The sequence below is a fragment of the Meiothermus taiwanensis WR-220 genome, assembly GCF_003568585.1.
GTDB classification, from domain to species: domain Bacteria; phylum Deinococcota; class Deinococci; order Deinococcales; family Thermaceae; genus Meiothermus; species Meiothermus taiwanensis.
The window spans coordinates 2381765-2405184 of the sequence record NZ_CP021130.1; the positions used below are offsets into that span (position 1 = coordinate 2381765).

The window sequence follows — 23420 nt, forward strand, 5'->3', positions numbered from 1 at the left end:
CAGTACTGCCGGTAGCGGATTCAAAAAGATGGTCATCCAAAGCAAAGACCTCCAGAGGCTATCCTTTTGAATCCTTCACCTTCGACTACGCATGGCAGCCAAGGACTCAAGCGGAAACGTTATGAGCCCATGGCGGCCTGTGGCTCAGGCGGAAGGGGGTTATATCCAGGGTGCTTTGCCCCTCCAGGGCCAGTTCGGCCATGATCTCCCCCACCGCCGCCGAGTGTTTGAACCCGTGGCCTGAACAGGGCGAGGCCACCAGGATGCGCTCGGAATCGGGGTGGTGGTCGAGGATGAAGTCGCCATCGGCGGTGCAGGTGTACAAGCAGGTGGCGCTTTTAAGGCAGGCGGGGCCCAGCCCTTTCAGCCGGCCCTGCACGTAGCGCTCGAGGAAGGCCTGGGTTTCGGCCCCCTGCACGCTGCGCTCGACCTGGTCGGGGTGGGTGGATACCCGCGACTGCTCGGTGGCCACCTTCACCCCTTGGGCAACCTGGGGAAAGCCATAAAAGTGCTCACCCTCGCCGCTGCCAAACATCCAGATAAAAATGGGGAACCGCCCCGGTGCGTAGGTCTGGGGATCCCGGGCCTCGAGCCAGAACAGCACCTGACGGTAGACCCGGAGCACCCGCTTGAAGGGCTCGCCCAGCAGGTCGGCTGCCCAGGCCCCCGCGCTTACGACCACTTTGGCGGCGGTGTAGCGGTTCTTATCAGTCTCGACCCAGACCCCATCGGCTTGGGGGATCATCCTCTGCACCCTTTCACCCGTGTGCAGGCTGGCGCCGAGGCGCTGGGCCTGCTCGAGCTGAACCTGTATACAGCGCTCGGGGTAGAGCAGCCCGGCCCCCGGCTCGTAGTAGCCGGTCTCGTCGCCCTTCAGGCCAAACTGGGGAAAGCGCGCCTCGATCTGGGCCGCGTCCAGAACCTCGTGGGGGATCCCAAACTGCCGGGCCGCCTGGATGGTGCACTGCAGAAACTGCGGCTTGCCGTGGTGCAGGGCCTCGCCCACCGGGCTGCTTAGCATCAGGCCCCCACAGGCCAGGAAAAGCGAGGCCCCGGTCTGGGCCTCGAGCTCGCGCCAGATCTGGTGCGAGCGCAACACCAGCGGCACATACGCCGCCCCCTCCCCAATGGCCTGCCGGGTGATGCGGGTCTCGCCGTGGCTGGAGCCATAGTTATGTGGGGGCACATGACGATCTATTCCGATTACCCTGGCCCCGCGCCTGGCAAGTTGATACAGGCTGGCGCTGCCCATCGCGCCCAGGCCCACCACCACCACATCGGCGCTGTTCATGGCTCCAGGATCACCTTTCCGGTGTTCTTTCGGCTCAGCACGAAGCGGAAGGCCTCGGCGGCCTCTTCCAGCTTGAAGCGCTCCCCCACCACCGGCCTGATCTGGCCCGAAGCCACCAGGGGCAGCAGAAAATCCACAGCGGCCTGCATCTCGGCGGGGTCGCTCAGGAAGGGGGTGAGCCAGACCCCGATCACGCTCTGGTTCCCCTTCATCAGGCCCACCGGGTGCATCTGGGCCATCTCGCGCGAGGCCGAGCCGATTACCAGCAAGCGGCCCCTGTAGGCCAGCATCCTGAGGCTCTGGGCGAAACCCGCGCCCCCCACCACCTCCATCAGGACGTCCACCCCGTGGCCCTCGGTGGCGTTCCTGACAGCCTCGAGCAGGCTGTCCTGGGTGTTGAGCAGGGTTACATCGGCCCCCAGGCGGCGGCACAGGGCCAGCTTTTCTTCACTGCTGGCCAGGGCGATCACCCGCAAGCCCATCTGCTTGGCAATCTGAATGGACGCTGTGCCCAGCGCACCGGCAGCCGCCTGAATGAGCACCCATTCGCCGGGCTGGGCCCGGGCCTGGGTTCGCAGGGCAAAGTAGGCGGTGAAGTAGGAGACCGGAAAGGCCGCGGCCTCGGCTGCGCTCATCTGGGGCGGCAGCGGCAGCACCGAACGGGCCGGCACCACCGCATACTCGGCAAAAGCGCCGCTGCCCCCCAGGGCCGCCACCCGTGCCCCTGGCTGCAACCCCTCCACCCCTTCGCCCAGGGCCTCGATAAACCCCGCGAACTCCATGCCCGGCACCGTGGGGTAGCGGGTGCGCACCAGGTACTCACCGGCCACATAGAGGATATCGGCAAAGTTGAGCCCCGCGGCCTCGACCCGGATCAGCACCTGCCCAGGGCCGGGGCTGGGCTTGGGAAGATCGGTAAGCTCCAGAACCTCGGGGCCGCCTGCGCGCTGTACCTGAATGGCTTTCATGTTGTACAGCATAAGCGCATAAATCGCGAAATGTAGCTCCACCGAAAAATGCCCCGGGCCCCTGGGGGTATCCTTGGCCTTGATATGACGAGAACGGCCATTGTGATTGGATCGGGTATCGGAGGCCTGGCCATGGGGCTCCGCCTGCAAAGTTTGGGCTTCGATACCACCATTGTAGAAAAACTGGACGGCCCCGGCGGGCGGGCCTACGTGCGGCAGGTGGACGGCTTCACTTTCGACATGGGGCCCACCGTGATCACCGTGCCGCACTTCATCGAGGAGCTGTTTAGCCTCGAGCGGGGCCGGCCCAACCTAAATCCCCCTGACTTCCCCCCTGAGATCCTGGGCGACGACAAACGTATAACAACGGGTATCTCCGGCGGGCCCAACACCAGCCGCTATGTTCAGATCGTCCCCATTCGGCCCTTTTACCGCATCTACTTCGACGACGGCACCTTCTTCGACTACGACGGCGACCCCGAGAACACCCGCCGGCAGGTCAAGGCGCTGGGCGAGCCGGGCGACCTCGAGGGCTACGAGCGCTTCCACGCCGACGCCAAGGCCATTTTCCAGCGGGGGTTCCTCGAGCTCGGCTACACCCACTTCGGCGACCTGGGCACCATGCTGCGCATCGTGCCCGACCTGCTACGGCTGGACGCGGTGCGCACCCTGTTCAGCTTCGCCCGCAAATACTTCAAATCGCCCAAGCTGCGCCAGGTCTTCAGCTTCGAGACCCTGCTGATCGGGGGCAACCCCCTCAGCGTGCCGGCCATCTACGCCATGATTCACTTTGTGGAGAAAACCTGGGGCATCCATTTTGCCCTGGGGGGTACCGGGGCTTTGGTGCGGGGTTTGGTGCAAAAGTTCGAGGAGCTGGGCGGCCAGATGCGCTACAACGCCGAGGTCAAGAAGATCAACGTGGTGCGGGAGGGCCGAAAGAAAATCGCCAAGGGCGTCACCCTGGCCGATGGCAGCGTGCTAGAGGCCGATATTGTGGTCTCCAACGCCGACTACGCCCACACCTACCTGAAGCTCATCGAGCCCCAGTACCGCTTCTGGCACTCCGACATCATTGTGAAGAAGCGGCCCCAGAGCATGTCGCTGGTGGTGATCTACTTCGGCTTCAAAGCCGACGGAACCGAGGGCCAGAAGCTGCGCCACCACAACATCATCCTGGGGCCGCGCTACGAGGGGCTGCTCAAGGACATCTTCGGGCGCAAGGTGCTGGCCAAGGACTTCAGCCAGTACCTGCACATCCCCACCCTCACCGACCCCAGCCTGGCCCCGCCCGGCCACCACGCCGCCTATACCCTGATTCCAGTGCCCCACAACGGCAGCGGGCTGGACTGGGATCTGCTGGGCGAGCCCTTCGTGAACAAGGTGCTCCGCTTCCTGGACGAGCGCGGCTATCTGCCGGGCCTGATGGAGCGTTTGGTGCACAAGAGCTTTATCACCCCCGACTACTTCGAGCACACCCTGAACAGCTACCTGGGCAACGCCTTTGGGCCCGAGCCCATCCTGGCCCAGTCGGCCTACTTCCGGCCCCACAACCGCAGCGAGGACATCGCCAACCTCTACCTGGTGGGCGCGGGCGTGCAGCCGGGGGCCGGCACCCCCAGCGTGATGATGTCGGCCAAGATGACCGCCCGACTGATTGCCGAGGACTTCGGGCTGATGGGCGAGGAGAAGAGGAGCCTCGAGCCCCCCCAGCCAGCGGAGCCGGTCGCCGGGGATTGAGGCAGTCTAAGGCGCAGGAATGAGGATCAGTCCGGCCACTCCCCCACCCGTTCCCGCTCGGGGTGGTAGCCGGCCTGCTCGAGCCTCGCCATCACCTCTTCGCCGTGCTCGGCGTCGCGCACCTCCAGCACCAGCTCCACCCCCACCTTGCCCAGCGGGGCCAGCCAGAGCGCCCGGCGGTGGAAGATGTCGATGATGTTGGCCCCGGCGGCCGCCACGTGATCCACCACCCGCGCCAGGGCCCCCGGCCGGTCCACCACCGCCAGCTTGAGCAGCAGGTAGCGGCCCTGCCGCACCATCACCTGCTCAATCACGCGGGAAAGCAGGTTGCCATCGATATTGCCCCCACACAGCACCGTGGCCACGGTCTGGCCGGGCTGCACCGGCACCTTACCGGCCAGGAGGGCCCCCATCCCGGCGGCCCCGGCCCCTTCCACCACCAGCTTGAGGTTCTGGGCGCAGTGTGCGATGCCGCGGGCGATCTCGTCGTCGGTGACCTCGAGCACCTGGTCTACGTACTGCTGGATGAGGGGGAGGGTAAGCTCCCCTGGACGTTTGACCGCAATGCCGTCGGCGATGGTCTGGGCCACCGGCACGCTCACCGGATGCCCGGCCCTGAGCGAGGGATTGACCGGCGCACAGCCCGCCGCCTGCACCCCCACAATCCGGGTCTGCGGGCGCAGGTGCTTGACCGCCAGGGCAATCCCCCCAATCAGCCCACCCCCGCCGATGGGCACCACCAGCACGTCCAGGTTGGGCAGGGCCTCGAGCAGCTCGAGGCCAATGGTGCCCTGTCCGGCGATGATCTTTTCGTCGTTGAAGGCGTGCACATAGGTGTAGCCGTGCTGCTGCTGCAGCTCGTGGGCGTGGGCCACCGCGTCGTCGAAGCTGGCCCCATAAAGCACCACCTCGGCCCCCAGGCGGCGGGTGGCCACCACCTTGGTGAGGGGGGCGTGCTGGGGCATCACGATCACCGAACAGATGCCCTGCAGGGCTGCGGCCAGGGCCACCCCCTGGGCATGGTTGCCGGCCGAAGGGGCGATCACCCCACGGGATTTTTCCTGGGGGGTGAGGGCGGCAATTTTGTGATAGGCTCCGCGAATCTTGAAAGAGCCAGCGCGCTGTAAGCACTCCGCCTTCACAAAAACCTGGGCCCCTAGCTCGTCGGAGGTGAGCGGGTCGGGAAGGGTGGGGGTGGGCGCAATAACCTTGTGAATGACCGCACGGGCGGCCTGGATGTCTTCAAAGCGAACTGCCATGCGGTGATTGTATCGCCAAGCGCCCCACCGCTGGTTTACCTGCATCCTAGAGAAATTTACGCTCGATCTCCGGGCCCATCAGGCATCGGTTAGGTTTCGCTCGAGGGTTCGCTCGTAGACCTCGAGGTACCGGGGTAGCACCACCTCGGGGCGGAAGTGCTCGATGGCCCGTGCGCGGGCCGCCTCACCCATGGCGCGGCGGCGGGCTCGGTTGGTAAGGATCTCCAGGCTGGCCTCGAGCATCGCCGGTATATCCCCCATGGGCCGCAGGAAACCGGTTTTACCCTCTTCAATCAGCTCGGGCAGCCCACCCACCCGGCTCGCCACCACCGGCACCCCGCTGGCCATGGCTTCCAGGGCCACCAGGCCGAAGGATTCCTGTTCAGAAGGTACCAGCAAAAGATCGGCCACGCTCATGAACTTCTCGATGCTGGGCGTGGATTCCAAAAACTGCACCCGCCCGGCGATCTCCAGCTCATCGGCCAGCTCAATGCACTCCTGGCGCAGGGGCCCATCCCCAATCATCAGCATGCGGGCCGGCATCCGCTCGAGGATACCGGCAAACACCCGCAGCGCATCCAGCGGGCGCTTGACCGCCCGGAAGTTGGAGACATGCAGCACGATGGCCTCCTCGGGCTGGGCAAAGCGGGCCCGGTAGGCCGGGTCTCTGTTGGGCTGGAAGCGCTCGGGGTCTACCCAGTTGTAGATCACCTCAATCTCGCGCTCCACCCCCAGCTGGACACGGGCCTCCTCGGCCAGCGCACGGGAAACCGCCGTCACCGCGTCCGAGCTGCGCACCGCGTGCTGGGTGGTCTTGGCAAAAGCCGGCTCACGCCCGACCAGGGTAACGTCGGTGCCGTGCAGGGTGGTAACTACCTTGATCTCCAGCCCCATCTCACGGGCCAGAATGGCGCTCGTAGCATGTGGAATGGCGTAATGGGCGTGTACCAGATCGATTTTGAAACGTTCGATGAGCTCGGCAATGGAGTTGGCCGCCGTCAGGGGGGTGAGCGGCTCCTGGAACAAGGGGTAGTCGGCGCTCAGCACCTGATGGAAGTTGAGGGAGCCAGCCCGCAACGGCTTTTTAAGCAAACCCAGCCAGCGGGCCACGCTCTGTTTGGAAGCCTGAAAAATGCGGCCCAGCCCACCCACCGGGTTCTGGCCCATCGAGCGCAGGTTGCTGCTAAGACCAAGCTGGTTAAGCCGTTCTTCAGTCAGGCGAAAGGGCCGTTCGGTAGCCACCAGATGCACACTATGCCCCAGGCCCGCCAGGGCCAGGGCCAGCTCAGTCGCCACCACACCCGAACCCCCTGCGCTGGCGTGACAAAGAATTGCGATGTTCATAAAACCTCCTGTTCGGGTTAGCTCAAGATTCGGAACGGGACACCCCCTAAAGGCTGTGCTCCATACTGCATGAACCGGGTCAGCGCAACTTCAGATAGGGGGCTCACTGAGCTTAAAGTGCAGATGTGAGAAAATGCCGAGAGCCCCACCTCCAAATTGTACTAAGAGCCACCAAGTGCAGCAGGGGCTGGTTTTTACGAATGCCGTTTTATGGTTTGGGATAAAGCGCCAGCCCGCTCACCACCGGGCGCACCCCCAGCAGGCTGCCCGCCGGGTTGCGCAAGCGCCCCTGCACCCAGAGCTGGGCCGAGCCCCCGCCATCCATGCGGATGGCCCCCCAGAAGCCCTGCTCCTGCAGCACCCGGGCCAGCGCCTCGGGGCGCATGGGCTCGGTCACGATAAAGTAGAGCGCCCCCTCCTGCGACCAGGCCACCACCGACTGGGCCGCCAGCGCCTCTACCGGGGCGCGGTCGCGGAAGGGCTCGGCGTTGGGGTCGAAAACGTTGGCCCCGCTTTGGATAAGCAAAGGGCCGGCCTCGAGCGCATAATTGATTGGGGGCTCGAGGCTGATCATCAGCCGCAGGGTATCGCCGGTGCGGGCGATGGGGGCGTCGGCGGGAAAGGTGAGCGCCCAGTAGCCCTCGGGAAGTTCGTGCGGGGCAGGGTAGGTGGCAACAATCCGGTCGCCCTGCACGATGTGCACGTTCTCACCCGGACGCCCCACGGGCCCGGCCAGGGTGTGCGCCGTGTACCTCGCCCGGCTCAGGTTGACCCCCACCCGAATGCTGCGCCCATCCATGAGCTGCACCGAGGCGGCAAACTGCGGCCGCCCAGCAAATATGTTGTCGTCTTGCCAGAACAGCGTGCTGCGCCCATAGGGAAAGCTCAGGGGCACGCCCCCGCGCACCCAGAGGCCAATGGGGGTTCCGGTGCGGCCATCGAAGTAGCCCCCGTTCAGGATGGCCAGGGCCCCTGGGGCCATCTCCGGTAACACCCTGCGCTCGCCGGGGCGGCCCACCGGCTCCATGCGCCAGCTACCGGGCGCGGCCTCGAGCCAGTACATGCGCACCGGCTCGGGCGCCCAGGCCCACAGCTCGCGGTAGCGGAAGCCCGGCACAAGGGCCTCCTGGCGCTCGGGCTCGAGGTAGTAAACATCCAGCACATAGCGGCGGGGGTTGGTAAGCAAAAAAGTGCGGTAGCGGTAGAAGCGGCCCGGCGGGGCCTGCACCCTGAGCAGGGTGCTTTGCAACTCGTAGCGGGCCTCTATCCCCACCCCGGCAGGCCGCACAGCCTCGAGGCCCGGCGCAAAGTAGGGCAGGCTCAGCTCGAGGGAGCCGGGGTAAGGGGCCAGGTCGGAAGGGGCGGGCTGCACCGCATCGCCCTCCGGCAGATCGAAGACCAGGCGCAAGCGGTTGGCGCTGGCCGAGTAGCGCACCCCAGCCTCCGGTGCCGCCACCAGGCCCACTGCCCGAACCACCTCTACCGGCAGCATGGCCCCCTGGGGTGGGGGCAGGCCGGCCTCCAATGGGGGTATCCAGCCCAGGCCCTCCACGTAGGTAAAGCTCAGCTCGGCTTTGCGAAAGGTGATGGCCCCGTTCTCCTGGGTCACACCCAGCCCCAGCCTGGAAGCCGGCAGCATCGGGGTTGTGGAAGGCGGGGTTTGCGCATAGGCCACACCCCAAAGCGTCAAAAGAATCATCCACCAACGCACCATGGCTCTATTTCAAACCATATTGGTTTCGCAAAGATGGGCAAAGACTCAATCGAGCCTCCTTATACCAGATTCGGTTAGTTCGCCGCCTTCCGGTGCCGAACCAACCCGACCGAAGTTATCCGCGTAGCAGAGGGCGATACCGCCCCTTGGAAGAGAGTGCGATGGGTTTAATCTGTGGTCAACCAGTCCTGCTCGGGGTACAAAAACACATCGTCCAGGCGCATCAACCTTTCAGCCAGCAGGGGCACCTTGTCGAGCTCGTAGAGGAAAAAGTAGCGGGCGGCCTCGAGCTTGCCCCGGTAAAAAGCCCCTTCCTTTCCCAACGCTTTGCGCGCCTGCTCCAGCCACAGCCAGGCCAGCGTCACGGTGCCGAACAGCTCCAGATAGGCAAACGAGTTGGCAAAAGCCCGTTCCACCTCCCCCTGGGCCGCTTTGTTCAGCAGTTGCTGGGTGACCTGGGCGGTGGTCTTCAGGGCCTGCTCGAGGGCTTCGGCGTAAGGCCGCAGGGCGTGGGTGTCCCGGCTGGCCTGGATGGTTCGTTCGACCTCCTGCGCCCACAGCCGGAAGCCCAACCCCTCCTGCATCCCCACCTTGCGCGCCAGCAGGTCGAGGGCCTGGATGCCGTTGGTGCCCTCGTGGATGGCGTTGAGGCGGTTGTCGCGGTAGAACTGCTCGACGTTGTAGTCGCGGGTGTAGCCATAGCCCCCGTGCACCTGAATGGCCAGCTCGTTGGCCCGTATACCCAGCTCGCTCGACCAGCCCTTGACCACCGGGGTGAGCACCTCGAGCAGCAGACGGGCCTGCTCGGCCGCCTCGGGGGTAGGGGCGGTGCGCTCCTCGTCGACCAGCCGGGCCGCATACAGGCACAGGTGCAAGCAGCCCTCGGCGTAGGCTTTTTGCATTATCAGCATGCGGCGCACATCGGGGTGCTGGATGATGGGAACCGCGGGGCTGGCCGGGTTTTTGTCGTGCATACGACGGCCCTGGGTGCGGGTCTGGGCGTATTCCAGGGCGTGCAGGTAGCCGGTGTAGGCCAGCGCCATGGCACCCATGCCCACACCAATGCGGGCCTCGTTCATCATGGTGAACATGTAGGACAGGCCCTGGTGCGGCGCCCCCACCAGCTCACCCACCGCGTCCTCGAGGCTCAGCAAGCAGTTGGGAATCCCCCGGTAGCCCATCTTGTGGTTGAGGCCGGCCACCCGCACCCCGTTGCGGGGCCCCAGGCGGCCATCGTCGTGCACCAGGTACTTGGGCACGATGAAGAGCGATATCCCCTTGACGCCAGGGGGGCCTCCGGGAATCTTGGCCAGCACCAGGTGCACGATGTTCTCGGCAATCTCGTGGTCACCCCCGGAAATCCACATCTTGGAGCCGTTGAGCCGGTAGGTGCCATCCGCCTGGGGTTCGGCGCGGGTCAGGAGGTCGGTGAGGGAGGAGCCGGCGTGGGGCTCGGAGAGGCACATGGTGCCAAAGAAGCGGCCCTCGAGCTGGGGCAGCAGGTATTTCTTCTGCTGGGCTGGCGAGCCGTACTTGCGAAGCACGTTGGCGTTGCCCGCGGTCAGCAGGGCGAAGCTGGCGGTGGCGATGTTGGCCGCCTTGAACAAAGCACCGCAGGCCGTGGCAATCACGTAGGGCAGTTGGATGCCGCCCAGCGCGTAGTCGTGCGTGGCCGCAAACAGGCCCGCTTGGCGGTAGGCCTCGAGGGCCGCCTTGACCTCGGGGTTGGTGTGCACCCGCTCGCCGTCGAACCAGGGCTCTTCCTGGTCGTTTTTCTTGTTGTGGGTGGCGAAGTGTTCAACCGCGATGCGATAAGCCACATCCAGGGTATCTTTGAAGGTTTCGCGGCTATGGTCGCGGTAGCGCTCGCGCTGGGTGAGGGCCTCCACGTCCAGCACTTCGTACAGCAGGAACTCGAGGTCGCGCCGGGAGATGAGCCTGTCCATATTGGGGCGATTGTACCGCCTGGCTCGAGCTTACCGCACCACCGTGCCAGCCCCCGCCAGCGCCGCCGAGATGGGCTGCTCGATGCGGGCGTCGCCAAACACCACCCGGCCCACCCCACCCTGCACCGCCTCCACCGCCCCCAGAACCTTTTTCTTCATGCGCCCCTGGGCCACGCTCATGTACTGGGGGTCGCCCACCCGGGCTGCCGGAATCTCGCGGATCAGGCTCGACTCGTCGGGAAAGTTGGCCAAAAGGCCCGGAATGTTGGAAAGGAGCAGCAGCGCCTCGGCTTTGAAGGCCGTTGCCAGCAGGGCGGCCGCGGTGTCGCCGTCGGTGTTGATGGCCTCGCCCTGGTAGGAGATGGCCGGCGGGGTGAGCACCGGCAGGTAGCCCGCCTCCAAGAGCAGGTTTAGCAGGGCCGTGTTCACCTTTTCCACCGAGCCCGTGTAGTCGCCCCGGTGGATCTTGATTTTGCCGTTTTCGATGTACTTGACCGCGTCCTTGCGCTTGCCCTCAAAGATGCGCCCATCCAGCCCCGAAAGGCCCACCGCATTGACGCCCTCTTTCTGCAACAGCTCCACGATGCGCTTGTTCACCAGGCCGCAGTAGACCATCTCGAATATTTCCAGGGTCTTCCGGTCGGTGAGGCGGCTGGTGAGGCCGCCGGGGTGGGTCAGAAACTGCGGCGGGTGGCCCAGGGCCTCGGCGATTTTATTGGTCTCGCTGCTGCCCCCGTGCACAATGATAAGTTTCTGGCCCGACTTCCAGAGCGAAGCGGCGTCCTTCGCCACCGCCTCGTAGTTGATACCTTCCGAACCGCCTACCTTGACTACAATCATCGCCCAACCTCTAGCCCGCCATCATACCGATTTTTTGTACACATCGGGGAAATGCCGCTCCATGTTTTACTCCAGCGGATAAAGCTCCGGGCGCAGAAAAGGGGGCAGGGCCAGCTCGAGGGTGTGCCGCCAGAACTCCACCCGTTCGACGCGCGAAAGGGTGAGGATGCCCACCGCACCGCTGCCCTTTTTGGTGTCTTTTTTTCCCACCAGGTCGTCCATGATGAGGCCCAGTTCCTCGCCTCTAAAGAGGCGCTCCCCCACCTGCGGGGGCAGCAAAACCGAGCCGCCGCGGGCCAGGCCCCGCCGCCCATCGGCCCGCAAAATCACCGCAATGTTGAAGAGCCAGCTCCCCTGCCCATTGAACTCCACCCCGGCTTCCAGCCCCAACCCCCAGCTTGCACCGGGCTGGGCCAGGGCCGCCCGGGCCCGGTTTAAGGCCCCCTGCAGGGTCTCATCGTAGCCAATCGGCTGGGCCCGCACCCCGCTGGGCACCTCCACCCCGCGAACTTCCAGCCCCGGAAACACCTCTGCGAACACAAGGCGCACGGGCTCGAGCTTGGCCGGGTTGGTGCTGCCGACAACGACCATGGCCTACGGATGCAGCCCGCTGAACTCGAGGCCCGCGGTCTCGGGCCAGCCCATGCGGATGTTCAGGCTTTGCAGGGCGTGGCCGGCGGTGCCCTTGACCAGGTTGTCGATGGCCGCAATCACCACCAGCCGCCCGGTCTCCTCTTCCAGCTCGAAGCCCACATCGCAGTAGTTGGTGCCCTCCACCATCTTGGGGTCGGGGTAGCGGTGGATGCCCTTCTTGAGCTTGACCATACGGATGAAAGGCTCCGCCCCGTAGACCTTGCGGTAGGCCCCCCAGACCTCTTTTTCGCTCAGGCCCGGACGCAAAAAGGTCTGGGCGGTCATCAGGATGCCGCGCACCCGGTCGGTGGCGATGGCGGTCAGGTGGAGTTCGGGGTGGCCCGGCAGGTTCTCGCGTATTTCGGCGGTGTGGCGGTGGCCGGTGGGCTTGTAGGCCCGCAGGCTGCCCGCGCGTTCGGGGTGGTGCGAGGCCAGGCTGGGCTCGGCCCCGGCGGCGCTGGTGGAGATCAGCACCGTGGTGAAGATGGGCCCCGGGGCCAGCAGGCCCTCCTGCAGCAAGGGATAGAGGCCCAGGATGGTGGCGGTGGCGTTGCAGCCGCAGCCGGCGATGTAGTTGGCGGTCTTGAGGGCCTCGCGGTACAGCTCGGGGTTGGCGTAGACCCACTGGCCCACCAGGTCGGGGCGGGGGTGGTCCTCGCCGTAGTATTTCTTGTACAGATCCAGGTTCTTCAGGCGAAAGTCCGCCGACAAATCCACGATGACGGGGGCCAGGTGCTGGTATTTCTCAAACTCCCTGGCCGCCACCCCGTGCGGCATGGAAAGCACCAGAATATCGCAGGGCTCGAGGCTGGCCGGGTCTACAAACTTCAGGTTGGTGCGGCCCCGCAGGTTGGGGTGCACCAACGTTACGGGATCCCCTACCATCCTGCGCGAGGTCACCTGTTTGACCTCGAGGTAGGGGTGCCCCAAGGCCAGGCGCAAAAACTCCCCCCCGGCGTAGCCGGAGGCACCCACAATCGAAACCGTCTTTTTCTCGCTCATACCCTAACGCAAACGCAGGCTCCAGGCGTACTCCAGTATCCTGGCCGGGATGTCCACCCCGGTGGTGCTGACCGAGTTCTTGAACTCCATGGTGTGGTTGACCTCGTTGACCAGCAGGCCTCGAGGCGACTCGAAAAGGTCGATGGCCACCACCCCACCCCCCACCGCCCGGGCCGCCCGAACCGCCAGCTCGGCCAGCTCAGGGGTCACCGGGCAGTTGGAGGCCTTCCCACCGCGGGCGGTGTTGGTAATCCAGTGGCTCGAGGAGCGGTAGATGGCCGCGATGCAGGTATCCCCTACCACAAAGGCCCGGATGTCCCGGCCTCCTTTGTCCACCAGCTCCTGTATGTAGTAAAGCTGGTGCTGGTAGCCCCCCAGCACCTCCTTGTGCTCAATCACCGTTTCGGCGGCGTCGCGGTCGCGGATTAGCGAGAGCAGGCGGCCCCAGCTCCCCACCACCGGCTTCATCACCACCGGGTAGCCCATCTGCTCGATCAGCTTGAGGGCTTCCTCGGCCTCGGTGGCCAGGGCGGTCTTGGGCTGGGGCACCCCGTGGGCCTCCAGGGCACAGCTCGTGGCCCACTTGTCCCCGCACACCTCGATCACTTCCGGGGCGTTCACCACCGGAATCCCCAGGCTTTTGAGGTAGCGCGAGACGGCCAGGCCCTTGCTCTGCGAGACCAGTCGCTCCACCGCACAGGTAACGCCCTCGAGCTCCGGCGGGCGTTCCCCCAGGCGCATGGGCATCTGCTTGGCGTAGATTTTCTTGAAAGGAATGCCCAGCCCCTCAGCAGCCTTGAAGAGCATCTCCTCGTCGGGGCGGATGCGGTCGTACAGAATCGCCAGCATAGCATTGGGGGCCGGGAGCAGGCCGGCAAGCCCGCTCCCAGGTGCTATTTACTCGCCCCAGTCCTCCGCTTCCTCGGGGGCCGTCTGTAGCTTGAGGGGCTCCAACCCCACCACCTCGAGCTCCGCACCACAGGTCTCACAAACCACCAGCTCCCCCAGCTCGGGGTTCTCCAGTTCGATTGGGCTTCCACATTCCACGCACTCAGCCGTCATAATTTCTCCTCCCATCTCGAAGCTATTCCAGATCGTCTTCCTCGTCTATTTCCGACCAGTCCGGCGCAAAACGATGCCCGCACTCCGGGCATACCACCTCTTCTTCGCCGCCATCCACCTCGAAGGTCAGGCCGCACTCGGGGCAGTCTACAAAAAAACCCTCTTCACCATCTTCAATGACCACCACCTCGAGCGGGTCGGTTGAAAGAACTTGCAGGTAGGCCCCGCAGGACTCGCACTCGAGGTAATCATCGGGTGTGAGCTCCTCGAGGTCTTCAGCGGGCAGGTAGTTGGGCTCGTTGCATACCGGACAGATCACTTCTATATCTTCCATAAAGGCCTCAACCGCCCCAGTTTACCCTTCAAGCCCTTCACCGGGAAACCGCCCATACTTGCGGTAGTACTCCAGGATGCTGCCCTCTTTGAGGGCTTCCAGCAGAAAAGCCGGGGGCGGGCGAAGCTGGAAGGTCTCGGCTCCACGGCGCAAAAGACCCCGCTCGAAGTCCAGCTCCACCTCGTCGCCGTCCTGCAAAACCTCCACCACCTCCGGGGCCTCAAAGGGCATGATGCCCAGGTTGACCAGGTTGCGGTAGAAGATGCGGGCGTAGCTCTTGGCGATAATGGCCTGCAAGCCCAGTTTGCGCAGGGCCTCCGGGGCGTACTCGCGCGAAGAACCAAGGCCGGTGTTCTTGCCGCAAACCAGGATATCGCCCGGCTGGTAGTTGGAGGCAAAATCGGGGCGAAGGTGGGCAAAAGCATAGGTGTGAAACTTATCCTCACCCACCATGAAAGGGGCATACTTACCGGGCAAAATGTCGTCGGTGTTGATGGCATCGCCAAACTTCCAAACCCTAGGCATGGGACACCTCCAGCTCTTCCGGGGTGGTGATGTATCCGGCCACCGCCGAGGCAGCGGCCACCCGGGGCGAGGCCAGGTAGATCTCGGCATCCGCTGCACCCATGCGGCCTCTAAAGTTGCGGTTGGAGGTGCTCACGCACACCTCCCCGGGGGCCAGCACACCCTGGTGCCGCCCCATACAGGGCCCGCAGCCTGGGGTGCCCAAGGTGGCCCCGGCTTGCAGGATAGTTAGGAGCGTGCCATCCCTGGTGGCCGCCTCGAGTACCTGCGAACTGGCCGGTATCACCAGCATCCGCACCCCCGGCGCCACCTTGCGGCCTTTGAGCACCTCGGCCACCTGGTGCAGGTCGTCCAGCCGTCCGTTGGTGCAGGTACCCACAAAAACCTGATCCACCTTCTTACCCTTCACCTTCGCCACTTCCTCGACGTTGTCTACATAAAATGGCACCGAGACGCGCGGGGTCAGGCGCGAGAGGTCGATCTCGACCTCCTTGGCATACACGGCATCGGGGTCGGGGTAGAGCCAGTCGGGCACCTCGTACAGCTCCAGAATCTCGCCGCTGGGCACCACCAGCCCGCACTTGGCCCCAGCCTCTACCGTGAGGTTGGCCAGGGTCAGGCGCTGGCTACGGCTCAGGGCCTCGGCCCCGTCTATCAGGTGTATCTCGATGCTCATGTAGGTAGCCCCATCGGCGGTCAGCACCCGGATCATCTCGAGGGCCGCGTCCTTGGCGGTCACGCCCGGTGCGAGCTGCCCCCGGAAGGTGACCTTGACGGTTTCCGGCACGCGCAGCCAGGTGCGCCCCGAGGCCGCAGCCAGGGCGATATCGGTGGCCCCCATCCCACTGCCAAAGCAGCCGATGCCGCCATAGGTGGTGGAGTGGCTGTCCGATCCCAGCACGATACCCCCCGGCAAAGCCAGGCCTTCCTCCACCAGCACCTGGTGGCAGATACCCCGCCCCACGTCGAAGACCCGGCAGCCATACCGGTTGCCCCAGGCCCGGATCTCCTGCTGGGCCTTGGCTACCTCGACGTTGGCGGCGGGGGCCACATGGTCAATCACAATGGCGATCTTCTCCGGGAAGCGCGGTGCGGCACCCAGCTGCTCCAGTCGCTTGAAAAAGCTCCCGGCGATGGAGTCCACCACCATCACCTGGTCTACCTCCACCACCACCAACTCACCCGCTTCGACCGGACGACCCGCCCGCCGAGAAAGGATTTTTTCCGCTAAAGTTAGTCCCATCACCCCCTCCTATCGCTGTAGCTGTACATCGAAACCTCGCAGGCCGAATAGGCCCCTCAATCCAGGTTCTCCAGCCGCGCCGTGGGCACCTCCTCGGGTAGGGTATGGCGCAGCAAACCATGGGCCTCGGCAATTTCCAGCAAAAGCTCCTCGGGTTTCTTCCAGCGCCCAATCTCGCTGGTACGACCCTTGAACTCCTGGGCGATCTGCTTGGCCTGCTCCTTACTGATCACAAAGCCTTCCACTTCTTTCAGATAGTAGTAAATCAGGTTCCAGCCCGACAGGGGCCCCAGCAGCAACTGGTTTTTGTCCACCCCAAAGTCGTGCAGGTTGTGGGCCTCATAGACTTTCTTTTCGTTTAGAACAGCTTTCTGGTGCACGCCAGCGGTATGGGTGCGGTTGGTAAGCGAGACCGGCTCGGTGTAGGGCACCAGGGTTCCCAGAATAGAGGCCATCAGCACGTTGAGGGGATAGCACTGGCTCAGGTTGTACTGCTGGGCTATCTCAGGGTAGCGCTTCGAGAGGTTGAAGAGCACCCCCGTTACCGAGGGGATGCCCGAACGCTCAGCCAACCCCCAGATAGAGGCATCCACATAACGCACCCCAGCCCGTACCGCGGCAATTACGTTGGCCAGGGCCAGGCCCCGGTCGTTGTGGAAGTGGCACTCGAGCGCGGCCTTGGGATAGCGCTGGCGCAGCTGGGCCACCACAGCGCTCACGTCCTCGGGCTCGGCAATGCCCACGGTATCGGGCATGCCCAGGGTATTTACGTAGGGGTAAATGGCGTCGTAGAGGCGAAAGATGTCCTCGAGCGGGGTGCGGAAAGCATCTTCGGCGCTAAATCGGATATACAGGTTGGGGTGGGCTTTGCGGGTAGCAGCGATCACCTCCTGGGCCAGTTGAACCGATTCCTCCAGGGATTTTTGGGCATTGTGCTGCTGGGCCAGGGGCGAGACCCCCAGGTAGAGGTTCAGACCGTTGCAGCCGGTCTCGAGCGCCCGCTCGATGTCTTCCAGGTTGCAACGGCAGTGGGCCAGGAAGCGAAGGGGCTTCTGGGTGAGGGCGCTGGCATGGGCTATTAGCTCTCGCACATCCCGCGCCTCGGCCACCCCCACCACCGGTGAAAAAAACTCGAAGTGGGTGACCCCCAGCTCGAGCAAGCCGGTCATCAGAACCTTCTTCTCTTCCAGCGTGAAGCGGTACTTCTCGGTATCGAACAAAAGCGGTGACTGCTGGCCGTCACGGAAGGTGGTATCCACAATTTCAATGCGGTGGGCTTGGGTGGGCGCTGACATAAACTCCCTCATAAAAAAAACCGCCCGCAAGCTGTGTGCGGGCCGGGATACGCAGTGCGCGGGCTAGCTCAGACTAGCCTCCCGGCACTGGATTTTTTTGCACTTAAGATCATCCCAGGGGGCAGTGTACCCATGCACTGTGATTGCTGTCAAGACGGTGTAATCGGTCAATACATTTGAGACTCCAGGGGAACCGACACCTCCTGTAGCTTAGCCAGGTACTCCACCGGCGCCAACCCCCCCAGGGCCATGTGCGGCCGGTGCAGGTTGTAGTGCTCCAGATAACCCTCCAGCTCCCCTTGAATAGCCTCTATCCCCAGCGGTAAAGCCCGCGTGTAAAACTCATCCCGAAACGTCCGCTGCAGCCGCTCTACCATCCCGTTCAGCTTCGGACTCCTCGGCGGCAAAACAAAAAGCTCTATCCCCAATACCCGACAACCCTCCTCAAACTCCGCCATGAACTCGCTGCCCCCATCCACCTGGATCGCACGGATGACACAAGGACATCGCCGCACCAGCTGCTGCAGAAAATCCAGCGCCGTCTTAGCACTCGCCCGGCTGTACACCCCCGCCGTCCCCCAGCGGCTTACCGTGTCCACCGCCGTAAACTGCCGCAGACCCGTCCCGTCCCCCAGATCCACCCACAGCGTATCCACCTGTACCAGATCCCCAGGCCGCAGCGCCGTGTACTCCGCGGGCTTCCTCCGGGCATAGGGCCGCTGGCTCTTCCTGCGCAAACGGGCCTTACGGTTTCTGGCCAGGAAAGCGCTCACCGGCTCCACCCGGCCGCTTCGCTCCAGGTAGCTCAGGATGCGTCCTACCGTGCGTTCGCTTAGGGTGTAGCCCTCTCTGTGCAGTCTCTGCCCGATGCGCCAGCGGCCCCAGGTGGGGTTTTGTTTGCGCAGCCGCTCTATGCGTATGAGGACATCGGGTTTCCAGTGTACCTTCCGGCGCAGCTTCCTGGGTTTGCGGCTTTTGGGTTTGAGGCCGGCAAGGTCTTGTTCTTCGAGTCTTTTTTTCCAGCGGTGGTAGGTGGCCTTGCTGATGCCTACCAGCTTTTGGACTTCGTCCCAGGGAACTTTCTTTTTTCTGAGGGTCTCTACCAGTTTGAGCTTCCGCAGGCGCTCGGCCACGACGGGGTCGCCGGCGCCTGCTTGTTCGAGCTGGCTGGCTTGGTTGGCGGCTTTGAGCAGGGGTTTTCCAACTGTAGTAAGCTGCATCTGGGGGAACCTCCTTTCCAGAGTCGGTTCCCCCTATTCTCTTTCGCTCAGAGTCTCACATGTATCCGGCCGAGCACAGACGGTGTAATCTTGTCTTCTCTGCACCGTCTCCCTCGTCAGAGCACGTTGGCGGCTGCCCCCAGACCAGCGGCTCTGTCAGCGGCGCTCAACGCTGTTGGCGCGGCGCTGGGCCTCTTCCAGCACCTGCTTAGCGTTGGCGTTGCCTTTCAGGGCGCGCTCGAGGGCATCCTCCAGGAAGCTGTACCAGATGGTAAACTCGGGATCCTGTAGCCAAACATCGGCGTGCTCTACCTGGCTGAAGGCCACCCGACGACGGGGGTCTTCTTTGTAAAAGTCTTCCAGCAAAGGCTGAGCAGCCCGGCGCATGGGCATGTAGTAGGTGGCCTTGACCCATTTGGCGATGTTGGCCGGCTCCATAGCGAAGCGCCAGAAGGCCACAGCACCGCGGGCCTGCTGCTCGCTAGCCCCGCGGAGCACCACTAAGCTGCCACCGGCCAGCGGCACTTTTCCACCCTCCACACGGGGCACTGGCGCCACCCCGAGCCTGAAAGGGATAGGGGCACGGTTTTCGATCAGCGGCCACAAGGTAATGGGTGCGATGCCCATAAAGGTTTTGGTGCGCAAAAAGTCGGCAACGGAGAACTGGGCTTCGGCGATGTTCCGGCTCTGGGATATGTTTTTCCGCACCATGTCCTGCAAGAACTCGAGGGTCTCCACCACCTTGGGGTTGGTAAAATCCGGGCGGCCCTGGCTGTCCACGATAGACCCTCCGCGGCTCATCACCAGCACCACAAAGCTGTAGATGTCGCTCGAGACCGTGTAACCCTTGGCGGCCCGGGTGGTTAGGCGCTGCGCCGCTGTGACCACATCGTTCCAGGTGCGCGGAACGCCCAACCCCCTCGCAGCAAACTGATCGGCGTTGTAGAAAAACACCGGCACCGAGAGGCCTATCGGCAGCCCATAGGTACGGCCCCGTAGCCTGCCGGTCTCCAAAAATCCGGGGTAAAAATCCCCGGGTAGGTTGCCGAGGTACTCGTCCAGGGGCTGGGCCACATTGTCCTGAACCATCCGACCGAGGAAGGATATCTCAGCGTGAAACAGCGCCGGCGCTCCTCCAGAGCGTAGCGCCGCCAGGAGCTTTAGGCCCCCCTCGCGGTAGTCCCCCACAAAGCTAGGTACAATCCGATAGTCCCGCTGACGGCTATTAAAATCGCGGATTATCTCTTCTAGGGGCTCCTGGCCTGGAGGCCCCGCTGTATGCCAAAAAGGGATATCGACCGGGCGCTGGGCCAAGGCCCATCCCAAACCCAACAACAGCACAACCAACCAGCGCATCTGCTTCATCCTCCGTGGTTCACCCGGCTTCAGTTTGCCATAGCCTGCATGAGAAAAAAGTTCGAATCGTCAAAAGGGGCTTACCCTTTGAGGCCTTCTTCAAAGGTTTCCACAATCCGGCGCTCATAAAGCAAGTAAATGATCACCAGGGGCAGGGTGGCGGCCAGCGCCGCTGCCGACAAAGGCCCCCAGTCGGCGGGATTCTGGCGCTGCAGGTCGGTAATCCAGGTCTGCACGGTTTTGAGTTCCTTACTACCCGCTACAATCCGCGGATATAGCACCAGGTTCCAGTGAGCCGCAAAGGCCAGCACCCCGGCTGCAATCAGTTGAGGGCGCAGAAGCGGCAACAGGATGTGCGTGAGCAAAACACGGTGACCTGCCCCATCAATCCGAGCGGCCTCGAGCAGTTCTTCCGGAACGGTGCGCATCCCCTGGAACAGCAAATACACGATGAACGGACTGGCCGCAAAGGGCAGCACCAAAGCCCAGATGGTGTCTAAAATCTTCAGCCCTACCAGCAAACCGTACAAAGGAACCAGCAGCAGTTCAACCGGAATAGCCAGCAGTACCAAAAAAACGGTAGGAGCCTGGCCCCCTCCTTGAGGGCATAGGCCGCCAGAAAGCCGGTGGTGAGCTGAAGAAGGGTCACGCTCCCGGTCAGGAGCACCGAGAACAGCAGGCGTCCCCAGAAGCCCTCCCAAAAACCCTCCCGGCCCAGCACCTCGAAGTTGGCCAGACTGAAGCCCAGTTGTCCGAAGATGTTGCCACTAAAAACCGCCTCGGGTGGAATGAAGGCCGCATAGGCCATCCAGATGAAGGGCAGGGCTACCAGGAAGGCCACCGTCCACACCAGCAGATGACCTAGCCAGCGCACAGGCACACCTCCGCGCGGAAAGCACCAAGCCTGGGTTGTGCAAGAAAAACCAGCCCAAATTTCATTTCTCCTCCCGCAGCAGCCGGGCCTGCGCCAGGGCAAAGGCCAGCGTCAACAGCAAAATGATCACCGTGAGGGCCGCAGCATAGCCGAGCCGGCCCGCTTCGAAACCCGTCTTGTAAAGATAGTAGCCAAGCACCTCGGTGCCTCCAAAGGGGCCCCCGCGGGTCAACAAAAACACCGCCGTGTAGCCTTGGAGGGTCAAAACGGTGCCAATCACCACCAGAAATGTAATTGCCGGGCGCAGCAGAGGCAGGGTGATAAAGCGGAAAGACTGGGCGGGGGTGGCACCGTCCACAGCGGCGGCCTCGAGCAGGGTCTTGGGGATTGCCTTAAGCCGGGCCGAGACCACCAGCACCCCATAGCCAATGTGCCGCCAGATGGTAAAAAGCATGATCAGGACTAAGGCCCAAAATGGACTTTGATCCCAGCGGGGCACCGGAATCAGCGAAGCCAGGGCGCCGTATTCGGGCGAAAAGAGGGTGTACCAGGCCACCGCAGCCCCTCCCAGGGTCACCAAACCCGGCAAAAAAAGCAGGGCTTTGATAGGGCGTTCGTAGGGCTGACCATCCAGGGCCAGGGCCAGCAAAATTGAAAGCACCACAAACGGTACTAAGGTCATCACGCCAAAAACCAGGGTGATGCGCAGGCTGTTGTAAAAGTCCGGGTCGCGCAGTATGTCGCGGTAGTTCTCGAGGCCAACCACCCGAGGCTCCGACAACCCCGACCAGTCCCAGGTCGAAAAGCGCAGCACGTCCAAAAATGGGTATAGCAAAAACAGTCCCAGCGAAGCGACCGCTGGAAGAGCAAACCAGAAAGCGTTATTGCGGCCCATGGGTCATCCCCTGTCTAGCCGTAGCCAAACAGCACCAGGGTACTATATCAAAACACCTTCTCGTTCTCGTGTGTTCGCTACGCATTTTTGCGCAGACCTGCTTAGCGCCTGCCCCCAGGCGGAGGGCCTACCCACCCGCCAGTGCCTCTGGTAGCAAAACATCCCCGGCACGAACGCACCGCAAGAACGCCTCAACCGCTTCGGGATCAAAATGAAAACCCGCCTGGCGCCTAATTTCTGCCACAGCCTCCGGCACCGGCCAGGCTTGCTTGAAGGGTCGTTGGCTCACCAGGGCATCGAACACATCCACCACCGCTACAATGCGGGCCTCCAACGGGATGGCCTCGCCCTTCAGGCCGTCCGGGTAGCCGCTTCCATCAAAATGTTCGTGGTGGGAGCGGGCAATGCGCTGGGCCATTTGCAGGTAAACCGACCTACCCCCCTCGAGCATCGTCGCACCCACCACGGTGTGGCTTTTCATCAGCTCGTACTCCTCGGGGGTGAGTCGGGAGGTTTTTCGGAGAATAGCGTCTGGTATGGCGATTTTACCAATGTCGTGCAGGGGTGCAGCCCGACGGATCACCTCAACCCAGCCGGCCTCCAAGCCCAAACTCTGCGCCAATCGGCTCGCGTTTTCCGCAACCCTGTGTACGTGTGCGCCCGTATCGTCATCGCGAAACTCTGCTGCATAGGCTAAACGCTTTAGCACATCCAGGTGGGCTTCATGCAGCTCCTGGGTACGGGCCCGCACCGCCGCCTCCAGGCGCAGGTTCTCGTCCTTTAGCCGCAGGTGCAAATAGCGGGTCTCCAGCAGATGGCGCACCCGGAGCACCACCTCGAGCGGATCAAAGGGCTTTTGTAAAAAATCAGCAGCCCCAAGGTTGAGGGCCCGGTGCTTGGCCTCAGCGGTGGCATCGGATGTGAGCACCAGAACCGGTAAATATCCGTTGTTCTCCCGGCGTTCTTGTAAAAATCTGAGTATCTCCAGGCTGCTCCGCTGCGGCATGTGCATATCCAGCAGGATTACGTCGGGATCAAGCCGCTGCAAAAACTCCTCGAAGCGGGTTGGGTCGGTGGTTGCGTATATGCGGGAAAATCCTACACGCTCGAGGGTTCTCTGCAGTAACGCCACGCTGGATGGTTCATCGTCCACAATAAAAACGGTCATGTCTTCCAGTTGCACGAAAAGCCCACCCCTCACAACAACACAACCTTAGCGCTTGTTGGCGCATTCAACCAACATCCTCCACAAGGGCGAAATTTTTATTATTTTACATTTCAGAAAACCTGCTGGTTTATTTGCACATACGGAAGCGATCACAAAGCCAAAGGCCTCCCACAGCGAATTTTTGGTTTATCACCCATCCCATAGCCCAGAGGTTGCGAGCGGGAGCTCCTATGGGAGTTATAGCCGTTGCGAAGGGACTTAAGAGCCTCAGCCGCTTCTGTGTGCTTTCTAAACTCAACCCCCACCCCCACCCCTCTATGCTGCTGTTGGGTGGTCAGCCATGCCAACGCTTGTAGGAAGCATCGCAATCAAACCTTACCCCAGATGCGCGGCTTGCGCAGAGCTGACCTTGGCGGCGTTGAAGACTGTTTTGCGGGATCGGGATATCGAGAACAGTCGGAGCCTGGTATGCGTCCCGGCCGTAGCTGCCGGTCTCGGTATCCCAAACCAAAAACCAAGTTCGGAGGTGATGATCCGTGATTCCCAATCTGGGCACCAAGGGAAACGGGGAGCCAGTGGTGCAACCGGCCGAACCCAAAAGTACTGCCGTTGCTTGCTGGAGAGTCCCTACAGTTAGGAGCCTTATCGGCTTCGTTATTGCGGGCTGGATCAGCCTGACCCTAACCTCGTGTACAACCAGCCAGGGCCTTTCGA

General features: G+C 63.1%; 19 protein-coding genes, 2 pseudogenes and 1 riboswitch. Of the genes and pseudogenes, 1 reads left to right on the forward strand and 20 read right to left on the reverse strand.

Going from position 1 to position 23420, the window contains the following annotated elements:
* Positions 1-106: 106 nt before the first annotated feature.
* Both solA and MTAI_RS11735 read right to left on the reverse strand, forming a co-directional pair.
* On the reverse strand, positions 107-1291 hold the full coding sequence (gene solA / locus MTAI_RS11730; protein ID WP_027886505.1) for an N-methyl-L-tryptophan oxidase: 1185 nt from the start codon (positions 1289-1291) through the stop codon (positions 107-109).
* Positions 1288-2259, reverse strand: a complete 972-nt coding sequence (locus tag MTAI_RS11735; protein WP_198525948.1) for an NADPH:quinone oxidoreductase family protein — start codon at positions 2257-2259, stop codon at positions 1288-1290. The genes solA and MTAI_RS11735 overlap by 4 nt, the downstream gene beginning before the upstream one ends.
* Positions 2260-2343: 84 nt before the next feature.
* Here MTAI_RS11735 and crtI point away from each other — a divergent pair, with 84 nt between their 5' ends.
* A complete protein-coding gene (crtI, locus tag MTAI_RS11740; protein ID WP_036196758.1) occupies positions 2344-3996 on the forward strand; it encodes a phytoene desaturase family protein in 1653 nt (550 codons plus the stop codon).
* A 26-nt stretch (positions 3997-4022) separates the two neighbouring features.
* Here crtI and ilvA read toward each other — a convergent pair whose 3' ends face one another.
* The 18 genes and pseudogenes from ilvA to MTAI_RS11830 form a co-directional block, all read right to left on the reverse strand.
* Positions 4023-5255, reverse strand: a complete 1233-nt coding sequence (ilvA, locus tag MTAI_RS11745; protein ID WP_027886507.1) for a threonine ammonia-lyase — start codon at positions 5253-5255, stop codon at positions 4023-4025.
* 78 nt (positions 5256-5333) lie between these two features.
* Positions 5334-6599 (reverse strand): N-acetyl-alpha-D-glucosaminyl L-malate synthase BshA, encoded by a 1266-nt coding sequence (bshA, locus tag MTAI_RS11750; RefSeq protein WP_027886508.1) that lies wholly within the window; start codon positions 6597-6599, stop codon positions 5334-5336.
* Positions 6600-6807: 208 nt separating this feature from the next.
* A complete protein-coding gene (locus MTAI_RS11755) occupies positions 6808-8238 on the reverse strand; it encodes a phosphodiester glycosidase family protein (protein ID WP_051349778.1) in 1431 nt (476 codons plus the stop codon).
* A 242-nt stretch (positions 8239-8480) separates the two neighbouring features.
* Positions 8481-10259: an acyl-CoA dehydrogenase gene (locus MTAI_RS11760; RefSeq protein WP_027886510.1), complete on the reverse strand. Its 1779-nt coding sequence runs from the start codon at positions 10257-10259 to the stop codon at positions 8481-8483.
* Positions 10260-10289: 30 nt separating this feature from the next.
* A complete protein-coding gene (locus tag MTAI_RS11765; protein ID WP_027886511.1) occupies positions 10290-11099 on the reverse strand; it encodes a [LysW]-aminoadipate kinase in 810 nt (269 codons plus the stop codon).
* 66 nt (positions 11100-11165) lie between these two features.
* A complete protein-coding gene (gene yjjX, locus MTAI_RS11770; RefSeq protein ID WP_027886512.1) occupies positions 11166-11690 on the reverse strand; it encodes an inosine/xanthosine triphosphatase in 525 nt (174 codons plus the stop codon).
* 3 nt (positions 11691-11693) lie between these two features.
* Positions 11694-12734: an N-acetyl-gamma-glutamyl-phosphate reductase gene (gene argC / locus MTAI_RS11775; protein WP_027886513.1), complete on the reverse strand. Its 1041-nt coding sequence runs from the start codon at positions 12732-12734 to the stop codon at positions 11694-11696.
* A gap of 3 nt (positions 12735-12737) precedes the next feature.
* Complete coding sequence (gene lysX, locus MTAI_RS11780; protein ID WP_027886514.1) at positions 12738-13583, reverse strand: lysine biosynthesis protein LysX; 846 nt, start codon at positions 13581-13583, stop codon at positions 12738-12740.
* 48 nt (positions 13584-13631) lie between these two features.
* Positions 13632-13796, reverse strand: coding sequence for a lysine biosynthesis protein LysW (gene lysW, locus MTAI_RS11785; protein WP_027886515.1), 165 nt, complete (start codon positions 13794-13796; stop codon positions 13632-13634).
* Between the two features lie 22 nt (positions 13797-13818).
* Positions 13819-14130: a paraquat-inducible protein A gene (locus tag MTAI_RS11790; protein ID WP_027886516.1), complete on the reverse strand. Its 312-nt coding sequence runs from the start codon at positions 14128-14130 to the stop codon at positions 13819-13821.
* Between the two features lie 21 nt (positions 14131-14151).
* Positions 14152-14655, reverse strand: a complete 504-nt coding sequence (locus tag MTAI_RS11795; protein ID WP_027886517.1) for a LeuD/DmdB family oxidoreductase small subunit — start codon at positions 14653-14655, stop codon at positions 14152-14154.
* On the reverse strand, positions 14648-15898 hold the full coding sequence (locus tag MTAI_RS11800; RefSeq protein WP_027886518.1) for a 3-isopropylmalate dehydratase large subunit: 1251 nt from the start codon (positions 15896-15898) through the stop codon (positions 14648-14650). Before MTAI_RS11800 ends, MTAI_RS11795 begins: the two co-directional genes overlap by 8 nt.
* A gap of 56 nt (positions 15899-15954) precedes the next feature.
* Positions 15955-17193 carry a LeuA family protein gene (locus tag MTAI_RS11805; RefSeq protein WP_027886519.1) on the reverse strand — a complete coding sequence of 413 codons (1239 nt, stop codon included), beginning with the start codon at positions 17191-17193 and terminating at the stop codon, positions 15955-15957.
* A gap of 63 nt (positions 17194-17256) precedes the next feature.
* Positions 17257-18413 (reverse strand): annotated as a pseudogene (locus MTAI_RS11810) (integrase core domain-containing protein).
* A gap of 156 nt (positions 18414-18569) precedes the next feature.
* Positions 18570-19769 carry an ABC transporter substrate-binding protein gene (locus tag MTAI_RS11815; protein ID WP_027888842.1) on the reverse strand — a complete coding sequence of 400 codons (1200 nt, stop codon included), beginning with the start codon at positions 19767-19769 and terminating at the stop codon, positions 18570-18572.
* Positions 19770-19849: 80 nt separating this feature from the next.
* Positions 19850-20643: pseudogene (locus MTAI_RS11820) on the reverse strand (carbohydrate ABC transporter permease).
* Between the two features lie 61 nt (positions 20644-20704).
* Positions 20705-21538, reverse strand: a complete 834-nt coding sequence (locus MTAI_RS11825; RefSeq protein WP_027888844.1) for a carbohydrate ABC transporter permease — start codon at positions 21536-21538, stop codon at positions 20705-20707.
* 127 nt (positions 21539-21665) lie between these two features.
* Positions 21666-22721, reverse strand: coding sequence for an HD domain-containing phosphohydrolase (locus MTAI_RS11830; RefSeq protein WP_223299629.1), 1056 nt, complete (start codon positions 22719-22721; stop codon positions 21666-21668).
* Positions 22722-23219: 498 nt separating this feature from the next.
* Positions 23220-23305: riboswitch (cyclic di-GMP riboswitch) on the forward strand.
* The last annotated feature ends 115 nt before the right edge of the window (positions 23306-23420 follow it).